Source organism: Haloarchaeobius lipolyticus (assembly GCF_051208015.1).
Lineage (GTDB): Archaea > Halobacteriota > Halobacteria > Halobacteriales > Natrialbaceae > Haloarchaeobius.
Window position 1 is genome coordinate 515,628 of record NZ_JBPKGF010000004.1, and the last position, 14,206, is coordinate 529,833.

General features: G+C 61.7%; 13 protein-coding genes. 10 read left to right on the plus strand and 3 right to left on the minus strand.

The genetic code is table 11. The features are described 5' to 3' along the window. Positions 1 to 23: 23 nt before the first annotated feature. From ACSC1Y_RS14960 to ACSC1Y_RS14990, 7 genes are all read left to right on the plus strand, one after another. Positions 24 to 521: an amphi-Trp domain-containing protein gene (locus ACSC1Y_RS14960; protein WP_435335722.1), complete on the plus strand. Its 498-nt coding sequence runs from the start codon at positions 24 to 26 to the stop codon at positions 519 to 521. A gap of 90 nt (positions 522 to 611) precedes the next feature. Further along, complete coding sequence (locus ACSC1Y_RS14965) at positions 612 to 845, plus strand: DUF7385 family protein (protein ID WP_435335723.1); 234 nt, start codon at positions 612 to 614, stop codon at positions 843 to 845. 101 nt (positions 846 to 946) lie between these two features. Then, the gene (locus ACSC1Y_RS14970; RefSeq protein ID WP_435335724.1) at positions 947 to 2,125 is read left to right on the plus strand and encodes a M24 family metallopeptidase; all 1,179 of its coding nucleotides are present in this window, start codon (positions 947 to 949) and stop codon (positions 2,123 to 2,125) included. Between the two features lie 275 nt (positions 2,126 to 2,400). Beyond that, the gene (locus ACSC1Y_RS14975) at positions 2,401 to 3,159 is read left to right on the plus strand and encodes a prephenate dehydrogenase (RefSeq protein WP_435335725.1); all 759 of its coding nucleotides are present in this window, start codon (positions 2,401 to 2,403) and stop codon (positions 3,157 to 3,159) included. Beyond that, positions 3,156 to 4,577 (plus strand): small ribosomal subunit Rsm22 family protein, encoded by a 1,422-nt coding sequence (locus ACSC1Y_RS14980; protein ID WP_435335726.1) that lies wholly within the window; start codon positions 3,156 to 3,158, stop codon positions 4,575 to 4,577. Before ACSC1Y_RS14975 ends, ACSC1Y_RS14980 begins: the two co-directional genes overlap by 4 nt. A 72-nt stretch (positions 4,578 to 4,649) precedes the next feature. Then, on the plus strand, positions 4,650 to 5,447 hold the full coding sequence (surE, locus tag ACSC1Y_RS14985) for a 5'/3'-nucleotidase SurE (protein WP_435335727.1): 798 nt from the start codon (positions 4,650 to 4,652) through the stop codon (positions 5,445 to 5,447). Between the two features lie 43 nt (positions 5,448 to 5,490). After that, positions 5,491 to 5,721, plus strand: a complete 231-nt coding sequence (locus ACSC1Y_RS14990) for a SelT/SelW/SelH family protein (RefSeq protein WP_435335728.1) — start codon at positions 5,491 to 5,493, stop codon at positions 5,719 to 5,721. 1 nt (position 5,722) lies between these two features. Here ACSC1Y_RS14990 and ACSC1Y_RS14995 read toward each other — a convergent pair whose 3' ends face one another. The 3 genes from ACSC1Y_RS14995 to ACSC1Y_RS15005 form a co-directional block, all read right to left on the minus strand. Beyond that, positions 5,723 to 6,634 carry a hypothetical protein gene (locus ACSC1Y_RS14995; RefSeq protein ID WP_435335729.1) on the minus strand — a complete coding sequence of 304 codons (912 nt, stop codon included), beginning with the start codon at positions 6,632 to 6,634 and terminating at the stop codon, positions 5,723 to 5,725. Positions 6,635 to 6,681: 47 nt separating this feature from the next. Next, positions 6,682 to 10,041 carry a PKD domain-containing protein gene (locus ACSC1Y_RS15000; RefSeq protein ID WP_435335730.1) on the minus strand — a complete coding sequence of 1,120 codons (3,360 nt, stop codon included), beginning with the start codon at positions 10,039 to 10,041 and terminating at the stop codon, positions 6,682 to 6,684. A gap of 203 nt (positions 10,042 to 10,244) precedes the next feature. Beyond that, positions 10,245 to 11,009, minus strand: a complete 765-nt coding sequence (locus ACSC1Y_RS15005; protein ID WP_435335731.1) for a CehA/McbA family metallohydrolase — start codon at positions 11,007 to 11,009, stop codon at positions 10,245 to 10,247. 132 nt (positions 11,010 to 11,141) lie between these two features. Here ACSC1Y_RS15005 and ACSC1Y_RS15010 point away from each other — a divergent pair, with 132 nt between their 5' ends. The 3 genes from ACSC1Y_RS15010 to ACSC1Y_RS15020 all read left to right on the plus strand — a co-directional run bounded on the left by ACSC1Y_RS15010 (position 11,142) and on the right by ACSC1Y_RS15020 (position 13,986). Continuing rightward, the gene (locus ACSC1Y_RS15010) at positions 11,142 to 11,333 is read left to right on the plus strand and encodes a YegP family protein (RefSeq protein WP_435335732.1); all 192 of its coding nucleotides are present in this window, start codon (positions 11,142 to 11,144) and stop codon (positions 11,331 to 11,333) included. Positions 11,334 to 11,416: 83 nt separating this feature from the next. Continuing rightward, positions 11,417 to 12,697 carry a 3-phosphoshikimate 1-carboxyvinyltransferase gene (gene aroA, locus ACSC1Y_RS15015; protein ID WP_435335733.1) on the plus strand — a complete coding sequence of 427 codons (1,281 nt, stop codon included), beginning with the start codon at positions 11,417 to 11,419 and terminating at the stop codon, positions 12,695 to 12,697. Between the two features lie 56 nt (positions 12,698 to 12,753). Next, positions 12,754 to 13,986 carry an alkaline phosphatase family protein gene (locus ACSC1Y_RS15020; RefSeq protein WP_435335734.1) on the plus strand — a complete coding sequence of 411 codons (1,233 nt, stop codon included), beginning with the start codon at positions 12,754 to 12,756 and terminating at the stop codon, positions 13,984 to 13,986. Positions 13,987 to 14,206 lie beyond the last annotated feature (220 nt).

Consider the following 14,206-nt stretch of genomic DNA (forward strand, 5'->3'; position numbering starts at 1 on the left):
CCTTCCGGCACCCTTCTTTCAGTATGTCCGAAATCGAAACCAGACAGGAGCTCACGAGAACCGAGGTCGCCGCTTACCTGCGCGAGTTCGCCGCCCAGCTCGACCAGACAGAGACGACGAGCCAGAGCGGTGGGATGCAGGGGTCCATCCCGACGGACTCGCCTGACATCACGTCGGGAGATACAGACTCTGGGGCCACGCCAGCAGACGGGACGGTCGAAGGGAGCGAGCCAGCGCCCCACGAGCAGACCGAGCCGGCGGCCAGCGGACAGAACGATACGGCCACCAATGAGCAGGCCGAACCGGCCGCCGAAGGGCAGACGACGAAGCAGGACGGCAGGGTCACCTTCCTCGTCGGCAACGACAGTGCGACCATCAACCCGCCCGAGAACGTCGCGTTCGACGTCGCCGTGGGCTCCGACTCCTCGCTCATGGAGATGTCCGAACAGCGGGAGGTCGGCTTCACAATCTCCTGGGACGCTGCAGACGAGCCCGAAGACGACGATCTCAGTATCGAGTGACCGCCGGGGACCACAGAAGAACCGGTTGGACCGACACAACCACTGTGTGACCACCAAGAGCTATGCCACTTCGTCTCACTATCTGCATCCATGGACGACGAGGCATACGACGAACTCGTTCGCTCGGTGACTCCACGGGAGAGCGTCGGCGGCGTCAAGACCTACCAGAACACGGTCGCGATGGCCTGTCCGGCGTGCGAGGAACCCTTCGACGACCTCGTGGTGTGCGAGGACGAGTACAGTAGTCTGGAGCTGAGCAAGATGCTCGACCTGTGCGTGACGACACACGAGGGTGACGTGCTGCTGTTCACGCACAAGCCCTGAAACGAACTGCCCATTCGGCTGAGAGGCACAGAATCGAGCGGACTGGACGGAAACGACCGGAACCCGCCCCGTTTTTACCGATGCCTGTGCACGTGTGAGACATGGAACCGGACTTCTCTCACCTCGACGAGTTCCTCGCCGACGAAGGACTCGACGGCTACGCCTTCCTCGACGACGAGTCGAACTCCAACCTCTACTACACGACAGGCTTCGGCGCACCCGACCCGTTCTTCGCGGTCTACACGCCCGACGCCGTCGGCATCCTCGCGTCGTCTCTGGAGTACGGCCGAGCGAAGAAGGAGAGTCGAGCCGACGTCGTCAAGCGACACAGCGACTACGACATGCGAGCCAAGCGAGCTGAACACGGCGACGACGCTTTCTTCGAGGTCATCGCGGAGTTCCTCGCGGACATGGACGTCGAGTCGCTGGCCGTCGAATCGAGTTTCGGCGTCGGGGCCGCCGACAAACTCCGCGAGCGGGATCTTACCGTGACGGCGGAGTACGACGGGGTCGTCGGCGACATCAGGGCGGTGAAGACCGAAGAGGAGATCGACCACGTCCGCGAAGCCCAGCGTGCCAACGAGCAGGCGATGGCCCGGGCCGAGGAGCTCATCCGAGAGGCGGACGTCCGCGACGGCGTCCTCTACCGTCCCGAGGCCGACGAACCGCTGACCAGCGAGTTCGTCAAACAGGAGATCGAGATAACCCTGCTTCGGCACGACTGCTCGCTCGATACGACCATCGTCGCGAGCGGCGAGAACGCGGCCGACCCCCACGACCGCGGCTCCGGCCCCATTCGCGAGGGTGAGTTCGTCATCGTGGACATCTTCCCACGTAACAAGGCTTCGCGCTACCACTCGGACATGACCCGGACGTTCCTCAAAGGCGAGCCGAGCGAGACCCAGCAGGAGTGGTTCGACGTGACCGACGAGGCACGGAAGGCCGCCCTCGACGCTGTCGAACCGGGAGCGACGGGCGAGGAGGTCAATCAGGCGGTCGTGGACGTCTACGACGAGGCGGGCTACCCGACCGTGTTCACCGACCCGACGACCGAGACCGGTTTCATCCACTCGACCGGCCACGGCGTCGGACTCGACGTCCACGAGGGGCCGTCCATCAGCTCGAACGGCGACGAACTCGAAGCGGGCAACGTCATCACCATCGAACCGGGACTGTACGACCCCAAAATCGGTGGGGTCCGCATCGAGGACATCGTCGTCGTCACCGAAGACGGCTACGAGAACCTGACCGACTACCCGATATCGCTCGTCGTCGAGTGAACGGGCCGGCGGCCGCTACGGGTCCCTGAACCGACCCTCGAAGGCCCCGCAGCCGCGCCCCGTGCCACGACCGGCGAACATCAACAGTTAAAAAGTCGCTGGCGGTAGTTGGAATCAATGATGAACCTGCGCCTGTTCACCCCCGAGGGAGCGTTCAACTGGCTGATGATCTCGATAATGGTCCTGGTCGTCGTGACGGCTGGGCTGTTCGCCTACGCCGGCTGGTTCTGAGGCCGACCGAACCCCTTTTCCGAACGGACCGGGTACCCGAATTGATGACTACGCTCGTCGTCGGCGCCGGTGCGATGGGGCGGTGGGTCGGGTCGCTCGTCCCGGGTGACGTCGCCTACACCGATACCGACCCCGACGCAGCGGCTGCTGCCGCGTCGGCGACAGGTGGCCGAGTAGTTCAACTCGACCACGACGAGACGTTCGAGGCGGTCTGTCTCGCGGTTCCGATGGCGGTCGTACGGGAAGCTATCGCAACCCATGCACCTGCGGCGGAGCGAGCGATATTCGACGTCACCGGCGAGATGACCGGTCCGGTAGAGGCGATGCGGAAATACGCCCCAGACCGCGAGCGCGTGAGTTTTCATCCATTGTTCGCACCCGAGAACGCGCCTGGAAACGTTCCCGTCGTTGCAGACGTCCCCGGGCCGGTCACGGACCGGATACGAGAACGCATGTCCGATGCCGGGAACACGGTCTTCGAGACGACCGTCCGAGAACACGATGAGGCGATGTCGACGGTCCAGGCGAAAGCCCACGCAGCCATTCTCGCATACGCCCTCACTGCCGACGAGGTCGACGAGCGATTCCACACCCCTGTCTCCACCGAACTGACCGACCTGATCGACCAGGTCGTCGGTGGCGAGCCCCACGTCTACGCGAACATCCAACAGGTGTTCGATGGGGCAGACGACGTCGCCGATGCGGCCCGATTGATCGCGGACGCAGACGCCGAGACGTTCGTCGAACTCTATGAAGATGCTACAACCAGACGAACAGAGCGGTCGACACGAGAGGATACATGACAGAGAGAGACGCAATCGTCGCGAACGCGAAGTACTTGCGAAACGTCCGGCCGATCGATCCAGCGGAGATATCTGAGTACGTCGAAGGGCAGCCCCATCCGGCCGTGGTGCGTCAGACGCTCCGGGAGGAGGCGCTCGACCTCGGACTCGTCGAGCGGCCCGATGGGACGTTCTCGCCGGTCGACGACACCCCCATCAGCACGTCTGTCGACCGGGTCGAGGCGTTCCCCGCCGTCTACGGCGAGGAGCTGATAGAGCTTCTCGTCGAGCGCTACGGACTCGACTGGAGCGAGGGAGACGCGGGCGAGGAACTACGGACGGCTATCCGCCGGCTCAAGGACGACTACTACCGGCGCCGGGACGTCGAGTACGACGAGGTCGCGTCTCTCGCCTACGCCATTTATCACCTCCCAGACTTTTATGCGGCGATACAGTACGTGCTCAACGACCTCACTGCGAAACGCTTGCTTCCGCGAGAGCTCCGGGTCCTCGACGTCGGAGCCGGTACGGGCGGCCCGGCCCTCGGCCTCCACGATTTCCTCCCCGACGACGTGCTGGTCGACTACCACGCCGTCGAGCCGTCCTCGGCGACGACAGTGCTGGAACGGCTTCTCCAGTGCACTGCGCCGAGCTTCCACACCAGCATCACCGAAGCTACTGCCGAGGCCTTCGAGCCGGAGGGTGAGTACGACCTCATCCTGTTCGGTAACGTGCTCAACGAACTGGACGACCCCGAAGCGGTCGTCCGCCGTTATCTCGACCACCTCGCAGACGACGGCTCTCTCGTCGCGCTCGCTCCGGCGGACAAGAACACGAGCATCGGTCTCCGTACAGTCGAACGGGCTGTTACCGACCGGGCCTCCGTCTACTCCCCGACGGTACGGCTCTGGCCGGGCGTCGAACCCACGGACCGCGGCTGGTCGTTCGACGTCCGACCGGATCTCGCGACCCCCGATTTCCAGCGACGCCTCGACGAGGCGACCCCAGAGCACGACGAGGCACACGCGCCGGGTGAGTTCGTCAACGTCGACGTGCAGTTCTCCTACAGTATCCTCCGGACCGACGGGCAGCGCATCCTCGACGTCACACCCAGTGCCGACCGGTTCGCGCGGATGGCCGACTCCGAGAAACACGTCTCGAACCGCGTGGACATGCTCGCTGTCAAGCTCTCGCACGACCTGAGCGACCCGGACGCTGAGACGAATCCGCTGTTCAAAGTCGGCGACGGCTCCGAGCAGACCGACCACTACGCCGTGTGCGTGAAAGATACCAGCCTCAACCACGACCTCCACGAAGCCGCGTACGGCGACCTGCTCTCGTTCGAGTCCGTCCTCGTGCTCTGGAACGATGACGAAGAGTCCTACAACCTCGTCGTCGACGAAGAGACCGTCGTCGACCGTATCCCGAAACCGGTCTAGGGCGGTCGCCGTAAGCCGGACTCTGCTTCTCCGAACGGTGGCCTTTTGCCCACCCCATCCGTCGCCTCCCCCATGAACGGGGATCTCGAAATCTTGCTGACCAACGACGACGGTATCGAAAGCCCGGGATTCCGGGCCATCTACGACGCCCTCTCGGACGTCGGGAACGTTACGGCAGTGGCACCGGCGACGGACCAGAGCGCCGTCGGCCGCGCCATCTCGAACGACGTCGAGGTCGAAGAACACGAACTCGGGTTCGCCGTCCACGGGACCCCCGCAGACTGTGTCGTCGCCGGACTTCAGGCGCTCGGCCCAGAGCCGGACATCGTCGTCTCCGGCTGCAACCGCGGCGCGAACCTCGGGCACTACGTCCTCGGCCGCTCGGGGACGGTCAGCGCAGCTGTCGAGGCCGCATTCTTCGGTATCCCCGCCATCGCCGTCTCACTGTACGTCCCGTTCGACCCGGAGGACGACCGGCCCTGGTCCGAGATCGACATCCCGGCCAGCGACTACGCCGAAGCCGCTCGCGTGACCGCCTTCCTGACCGAACACGCGCTGGGAGCCGGTGTCTTCGCGGAGGCGGACTATCTCAACGTCAACGCGCCACTCCCCGACGACGGACCCGCACCACTCGAGATAACCCACCCGTCTCACGTGTACGATATGGATGCGACCGTCGAAGAGGGGACCGTGTCGCTGCACGACCGCGTCTGGGAACGGATGGCGACGGGTAACATCCCCGACGAGGAGGGGACCGACCGCCGCGCCGTCGTCGAGGGTCGAGTCTCCATATCGCCACTCACTGCACCGCACACCACCCGACATCACGAGTCGCTCGATGCCCTCGTCGAACGATATCCCGGCGAGTGACCGGAACGACGCGTTTTCGGTCCGTCGGCACGAATCGACGCGTATGACGACCGTCGAGATAGAATACTGCGTTCCCTGTGGCTTCCTCAATCGCGCCGAAGACCTCCAGCACGTCCTGCTACAGACGTTCGGTCAGGAGCTCGACGCGGTGACGCTTCGAACGGGCGACCACGGCGTCTTCACCGTCAGCGTCGACGACCGACGCGTGTTCGACCTCGCCGACGACGAGTTCGACGTCGACGCGATCGTTCGCTCCGTGAAACAGCACCTCTGAGCTAGTAGCCTCGCTTCCTGTTGACCAGCGCCCCGACCAGCAGTATCAGGAGTAGTAGTCCCGCAGCGGCGACTCCGACGGGCTTTAGCCGTTCTCGCAAGATGGCCTCGTTCTGCTGTTCAGCCGACTCGTTGTGGTACTGGTACACCTCGTCTGGTTCCGTGCTCCAGTTCCTGACCGCGATCGGTTCGAACGGACGGTGCCAGAAATCCGTCTCACCGTCGACGGTCCCCGAGAACTCGACCTGGTCCGCGATATCCGAGTCATTGTGGATTCGACCGGTATAGAGACGAACTTCACCGGCGACCTGCTTCCCAGGGCGCTCGTTCAGTGGCACGACGACCGTCTTCCGACTACCGTCGAGCGGCACCCGGGAGTCGTACGGATCTGACTGTGTCTCGAGCGTGTGGACGCGGACTCTCGTGAGGTACTGGACGTTCGCCCCGTTCGTGACGGTGACCCTCGCAATCGCTGTCTCTTCACCGTCGATCTCGATCGTGTCTATCTCGACGTTCTCTATCTCGGGAAGCTCGATGCCGTTGGGGTTCTTCGAGCTGATGTCGTAGTCGAAGTGTACCTGCCCGTAATCTCCGAACGTCGAGACCGTGAGGGTGTGGTTGTCGACGTCGCCGGCAATCGAATCGTGGAGCGGAACTTTCGTCTGGATGGTTTCGCCAGGCCCCAGTTGAAGGGAAGACTTTCTCACAACGGATCTATCGATATGGACATTAAATCCTGTATCTGCTCTATCATTCGTAGGGTTCCAGGACTGGATAACTACAGTTAAGTTCTTTTTGTGTAATTCTGCTTGATAGAATACGCCTCTAATCGACTCTATTTCAATCAGATTGGACTTCTCACCCTCAGAAGGATGTACCTCTTCTACGCCCGGAGAGGCATTTGCTACCTCCATACCGGGCGTTGTTAGAACAACACACAATAGAAACAGCGAGAACCCTTTCATCGTGCTACACATCCTATTTGGGTGGCACATTTAGCATCTATTTCCATTAACATATTCACGAGGTCCTGAGCAGACATCGCGAATTCGCTCCTAATCTCCTTCCGTATCTTGCCCTTCTCGACAATCTCTGTCTCTCCAGTTGCAGGGTTCACAGTTTTGAGCTTCTCATCCCAAGATGCAACAGCTATCGTTTCAAGCACATTTTCTACGTCTTCGTACTCTGCCACGACCTCCGTGGTGGGTGCTTGCTTCGAAAGTGTCCACCTGACTTCTGACTGAATCTCGTCAACACGAATGTCGGACTCTCGCGCTAGTTTATACGCTTCCGCGGGGTCCAAGACCAGTTCGTAATCACGCCACTGTTCTTCGGTGTCGAGGACAATTCGTTCGGCGATGTACTCGTTTTCTATGACCTCTTCAGTCTCTGTAATCTCGTATTGATACTGGATCTTCTCACTCGCCGGTTGAACCACGACAGCCTTCGTCTCCCCAGTGAACGTGTGCGATGGCTCTTGAGCGACTTGGTCCCAGTAGGTCTCGGTGGCCCAGTAGTAGACGGTTCGTTCCTTCGTGATGGTCTGGTACACGGTGACAGTACGTGTGAACGTCCTCAGTTCGGTGTGAGTGTAACAACCGACCAGCGCGTTGCAGTACGTGACTTCTACCTCCTTCGTATACGTCTCTGTAACCTGAACAGGTCGAGTGACGGTATACTCCTCGACCTTCGAGCGACGCACTTCGAAGGAATATTCATTCAACACCCGTGTCTCCGCAGGAACGGTCACCGTGCGGATGTTTCCAGTGAACGTCCCAGTTCCATTATGTAAGTCTCGCCACTCGGTTCGTTGCACCGTCTCGTTCCGTCGTCTGGTCTCCTTCCCTGCGGAACTCCATTCTGGGTAGAGTCCGACGAATTGCTGTCGAGCTGCCGCACTCTCGAACGATCTTCGCTCGGTTTCGCGAACGACGACGTCCTCGAGGCGTTCGAGCTGAACGCCAGTTATCACGTCTCTCTCGTCAGTCAACTCATATCCGTTCTTCAGGTGAACCTGAACCTCGTCCCAGTCGGCTGTAGTTACGTTACGTGTCCCATTCTCGTTGTAGATACGATATGCAAGACTCTCTACGGTCACGTTCTCCCTGATAGTGGTGTTCGATTTATTCACAATGACGGCCGTCGTCGGAAACGCTGCCGTGGAGCGAATTCGCTCAGGGTCGTACTCGTTGTACAGGGAGATCGTCGGAGGATCTCCATCTTCGTGCAAAGCACTCGCTTGAACGTCGACGACGGCCACGTACTGACGCATCCTGTCCGACGTCGCGTTGTGTCCACCCGGGGGTTCGAAAGGAGAACCCTCACGCCGTTCTTGACTAACGATGTCGACGTGGGGTGAAGTCGATGTGAAGCTGAGCGGCACTTGATACTCCTCCCTCGTCTTGGTGAATGCGTACCAGTCCGAGGTCACTTCGAATCGAACCGTCTCGGTCGAATTGAACGGACCTTCGTTGAGCTGTTCGAAAGAATCGATGCGAGGAACGAAGAAGTTCAAGAAGCAACAATCCCGTAAACTGCTCCCCCCGTTTTGATCAGAGACAAGCAGGTCTCCATCTGTCCGGGCGGGTATGATACCAAACCCAGGTCCTTCAGGAGCAGCATACGCACTTTTTCTCCAATCGAACTCTAACTCGGTATGGTCTGGGTCGAAACTACGACTCGCGTCAACATATATCCTCCAATTGATAGGATCCGGTTCTGTCCCGTGCATTCTAGTTGTAATCAGGAGGACAGGGTCGCTCGGATTTACTGTAAATACACTCTCCCTCATTACCGTCGAGTCAGAACTATCGATAGCTAAATCGATAGAATAGTTACCAGGTTCTATAGCGCCCCATTGGGTTTCAATAATAAGGCGATTTTCGGTCTGCGTCCTTTGGTTTTCGAGGTCCTGAACGCGCGAGACTTTGAATGACTTAGGACCATACTCAACCGAAACCTCATCCGCATCGTGCCCGTTGAGGTCTATCTCTATCACGTGATGCGCCGTGTACCGTTCGGGGTCCAGCCGTTCGTGGTACGAGTCGACCGGTCCGTTGACGAACTCTGCCCGTATGACTTCGATATCTCCGACTGCCCTGACCTCACGTGATGTCGTGACCCGCTGTCCTCGCCCATCTGTGGCGACGAGTTCGACCGTGTACGACTCACCCGGTTCGATGTCGTCGTAGGTGAAACTCGAGGAGATACTCTCTCCGAGGAATGGTGACCGCCCGCTTCTGGTCGCTTCGCGATGGAAGACACGACGACCGTCGACGTGGACCGCCACCTCGAGTAGATTCCCGTAGCCGTCGGTCACGCTGAAGTCTCCGGAGATACGGTTCGTCCCGTTGAGGTCGATAAGGCCGAGAGATGGCTCGGGGTCGGCGACGACGTCGGTCGTCCCGTCGGGAAACCGCGCGATGTCGGATGAGCCGTCGACGTAATCGACTATCGCGAACACTGAGTGGTCGCCCGGGGTCCAGGTTCGATGTGTGATGGCACCGTTCCCTGCTGTTCCACCGGTGGCGTACCAGGTGATACCTTCCCGATGTCGCTCCGGTGGAACGGCATCGAGGGAGTACGTTCCCTGAAGCGGAGTAGGCCCGGTGACCACGCTCGGCCCCGAAACGATCGGGTCGTATCTCTCCGCAAGACCTCCTCCTCCACCACCCCCACCGCCTCCACCGCCCCCTCCACCGCGACGTCGCACCGTCACGTCGATCGAGTCTTCCACAGAGCGACCGAGAGCATCGACAACCACCACTCGGATGTTGTGGCTTCCGTTCGTCGAGAACGTCGGCTCGAACGTGTCGGAACCTGGCTCGTCGATAGATTGGTTCGAGGACTTGGCGCCGTCGACGAACCACTCGATTCTGGTAAGCTCGACGGACCCGGCCGACGGATTCGCTCGATACGTCGGCGTGCTCCCGACCGTCGTACTCGACGGTCCCGAGAGAACAACTCGCGCAGAACGGCCATCATCGACGCTCACGTACAGATTGTCGCTCGAACTCGTCCCGTCGTCGTCGGTCACTACAACAGTCACCACGTACCGGCCGGGGTCGGACGGCGTGAACACTGTCGCAGGACACGTGCCACAGTCAGGTACGGTCGTCGCACCATCGGGCGTGACCACCGACCATTCGTACTTGTGTATCGAGCCGTCCGGGTCCCGAGACCCACGTGCGTCGAGAAGAACCGTCTGCCCCACGGTCGCGTTCTGGTCTAAGCCTGCGTCGGCAAGTGGTGGTTCGTTATCGCTGGGGAGCGCCGATTCTGGTACGCCCTGCGTACCGCCTGTTTCCACCGGGACCATCATCTGTGTCACAATCAACAGCGACACAACAACATAAATTTTCATCAAATTCAGTTGAAATTTGATTCGTCATACGTTATAAAGACCACCATATGGAGCAGATTTTTCTAGAATGGAATTCGGCGAAATTATATTGGTCAGGGAGAGCCGGTTAGCCTGGTTCGAAGGCTCGAGGACCCAGTGAAGAGTAGATTCGCGACCGTGCGCTACGACTCGGACATGAACTCCGCGACAGCGCGAGGACGCGCAGTCATCCGGGGGATGCGCGAGGTCACCTCGTACAGTCCCTTGCGCGCTGCACCGATGGCGTACTGTCGCGTGCTCTGCCGAATCGGCGTCCGGATGCCGTGGACGCGGGTCTGGCCGGACTGGAGCGCGTCGACCACCTGGTCGACCGAGACGTCTTCCGGACCGAGGATTGGTTCGTCGAGTTCGATGACGGTGTAGGCACGACCGACGTTCATCAGGAAGTGCGCGTCGCTGCCGCCGACTTCGCCGTACCCCCGCTTCCGGGCGAACCGCCGGGCCCGACGGTTCTGGTAGCCGGTGAAGAGCATCGAGTTGTACACTTCGATGGCGTCGCAGTCGGTGAGCTTCGACTTCCGGACGCCGTGACGAGTCCGCTGAAAGGGGTGCGGGACGACGGCGGCGCCACCGAGTTCTCGCACGGTCGCTACGGTCTTGCTCATCGACTCGCCCCGCGGTGGTCGTTCCTCGACTCCGATAGCGAGCAGATGGCCATCAGCCGTCGAGACTTCGACACCGGGCACGCCGACGAGGCCGAACTCGTTCGCGATCTCGGCCGCGCGCCGCGAGGCATCGATACGGTCGTGGTCGGTGATGACCACGCCGTCGAGACCGATGTCCGCGGCGTGCTCGAGGATGAGCTCTATCGGTTCGTGGCCGTCGTACGAGGCGTCGCTGTGTACGTGGAGGTCTAGCGTGAGGAGAGCGTCGCCCGTGCCCGACATGCATCTACCTCTGTAGTGGGGGATAGAATAACTTGTGCCGAGAGACGTCGGTAGGAGATAGGATATCACGTGATGTCCAGGCTTTCAATCGACGAGAGGTTTCTTTATCGCCGTTTCGCCCGTACAGTCCTCATGGCCTCGAAGTTCGAGCTGTACACTGACAAGAGGGGGGAGTTCCGCTGGCGTCTCCGCGCGTCGAACGGTCAGATCATCGCCACAGCTGGCGAGGGCTTCAAATCGAAGGCGAACGCGAAGCGGAACATCGAGACGGTCAAGAAGGCGGCGCGCCGCGCCGACGTGACCGAGATTGCACCGATGAAGTGAGACCTCCTTCTCGTCCGGCCTACTTCTCTCGTAATGTCACCGCAACCGGGAGGCATTTGCCACGACCCCTCGTCCCGTGAGATATGGACGTCTCCATCTCTCGGTCCCGGCTTCGGGGCTCTGCCCAGGCACCGCCCTCGAAGAGCTACACGCACCGGGCCGTCCTCGCGGCGGGATACGCCGACGACGCGGTCGTGACGGACCCCTTGCTCAGTGCCGACACGAAGGCGACGATCCGGGCCGTCGAAGCGTTCGGCGGTTCGGTGACCGTCGACGACGGCGACCTGCGCGTCGCCGGGTTCGACGGCACTCCAGCGGTCCCCGACGACGTCATCGACTGCGAGAACAGCGGTACGACGATGCGGCTGGTGACGGCTGCCTCTGGGCTCGTCGACGGAATCACGGTCCTGACCGGAGACGGCTCCCTGCGCTCGCGGCCACAGGGTCCACTTCTCGATGCGCTCGAGCAGCTCGGCGGACGGGCAGAAAGCACGCGAGGAAACGGGCAGGCACCACTCGTCGTCAGCGGCCCCATCGATGGTGACCGCGTCTCCATCCCGGGCGACGTCTCATCGCAGTACATCACGGCCCTGCTGATGGCCGGCGCGGTCACCAAGGACGGGGTCGATGTCGACCTCGAGACCGAGCTGAAGTCGGCGCCGTACGTCGATATCACGCTCGACGTTCTGGATTCGTTCGGTGTCACCGCGACGAAGACCGACGACGGATTCTCCGTGCCTGGCGGGCAACAGTACGACCCGGACGGTGAGTACGCGGTTCCTGGTGACTTCTCGTCGATATCGTACCTCCTCGGTGCAGGCGCGGTCGCCGCAGAGGAGGAACTGACCATCCACGGTGCACAGCCGAGTTCGCAGGGAGACACGGCCATCGTGGAAATCGTCGACCGGATGGGTGCCACGGTCGAGTGGGACGAGGATGACGGAACCATCACTGTCGCGCGGAGTGACCTCACCGGCATCACAGTGGACGTCGGTGATACGCCGGACTTGCTCCCGACCATCGCCGCGCTCGGAGCCATCGCCGACGGCGAGACTCGCATCGTCAACGCCGAACACGTCCGGTACAAGGAGACCGACCGCGTGGCGGCGATGGCCGAGGAACTGACGAAACTCGGTGCGAGCGTGACCGAACGCGAGGACGAACTCGTCGTCCACGGCGACGAGTCCGACCTCGTCGGCGCCGATGTCGACGGGCGGGGCGACCACCGTATCGTCATGGCGCTCTCGCTCGTCGGACTCGTCGCGGACGGCGAGACGACCATCGACGGTGCTGAACACGTCGACGTCTCGTTCCCCGGCTTCTTCGACGTGCTCTACGACCTGGGCGCGGACGTGCGTCAGTAGACCGGTACTGTCGAACCACCGGCACGTTCATCCTGCCGGTTCGAGAAGTCCGACGTATGCTCCGTACCGACGTCGCGTCCGGCCTCCGCGAGCAGTTCCTCGAAGATGGCTATCTCTTCCCCGACTACGACCGGTACTGCTTCGCGAACTTGCCACACTCTGTGGCATCGCTCCTCGGTGTGGATACGGGACGTACGCTTCCAGCGGACGTGTTCGACGGGGTCGGTGATGAAGACGAGTTCGAGCACGTGCTCGTCGTCCTCGTCGACGGTCTCGGCTGGAACCAGTGGAAGCGCGACCGAGAAGCGAACGCCTGGTTCGACGAACTGACTCGCGAAGCGCGCGTCACCCCACTCACGTCGGTCTACCCGAGCGAGACGGCCGCCGCTATCACGACGTTCCACACGGGGACGCTCCCTGCCGAACACGGCGTCATCGGCTGGGACGTCTGGGACCCGGTCTCCGACGAGCCCTTCACCGCGCTCCCGTTCACTGCCAAATCGGGTGGACTCCCGAAGGGACTCTCCCCCGAAGACCTGTTCGAGGCTGCTCCCCTGTACCCGGAACTCGGCGAGGCGGGTATCGACTCGCACCACGTCGTCCCGTTCGAGTCGACCTACGAGGGGACGACGGCGCACACGTACGAGTCGCTGGAGACGCTTCCGGAGAAGGTACTGGCGGCTATCGATGCAGCCGAGAACCCTGCGTACACGTACGTCTACATCCCACACGTCGACCACGAGGCGCACTACTCGGGGACCCGGTCCGCGGCGTACCGCGACACCGTGGAGGAGGTGTTCGACACGGTAGAGCAGGCGCTCTCCGACGTGGAAGATGCCGTCGCCGAGGAGACTCTGTTGCTCCTCACGGCAGACCACGGGCACGTAGATACCGACCCCGGGCGCAACATCTTCCTTGACGAGGTGGTGGACGTGGTCGACGACCTGCAGTGCGACGCCCACGGAGAGCCAGTCCTTCACGCCGGGAGTCCACGGAACCTGCATCTCCATCTCCGCGAGGACCGTATCGCGCCGGTGAAGGAGGCGATAGAGTCCCAGCTCGACGCCCGGGTGTTCAGCCACGAGGACGTGCGAGCGCAGCAGCTATTCGGGGACGTCGAGCCGTCGGAGACCTTCCAGCGTCGGCTTGGAGATCTGGTGGTCACACACCGCGAACTCGGCGTCTGGTGGAGCGACGAGGGGTTGACCGAGGTCGGGATGCACGGGGGACTGCACCCCGACGAGATGCTCACGCAGGTCGCAGCCGTGCGGCTCTCGGACGTCGTCTGATTGCGAACAGGCGACCGCTCCTCGACCCCTCGCGGCTGGTCGCACACCCGCGAACCGCGAGAGGGCAGTTCTCACGTCATAGCGGGGACTGGCTGCGTCATCGTATTTCAACGCGAGCATCCGCGGGCGGCCGGATTTCGACGTTTCAGCCGTCAGGATTCGACGGTTCGGCGGTCAGGATTCGACGGCTTCTCGGGATGGGTGCTTCTTGCACCTTGTA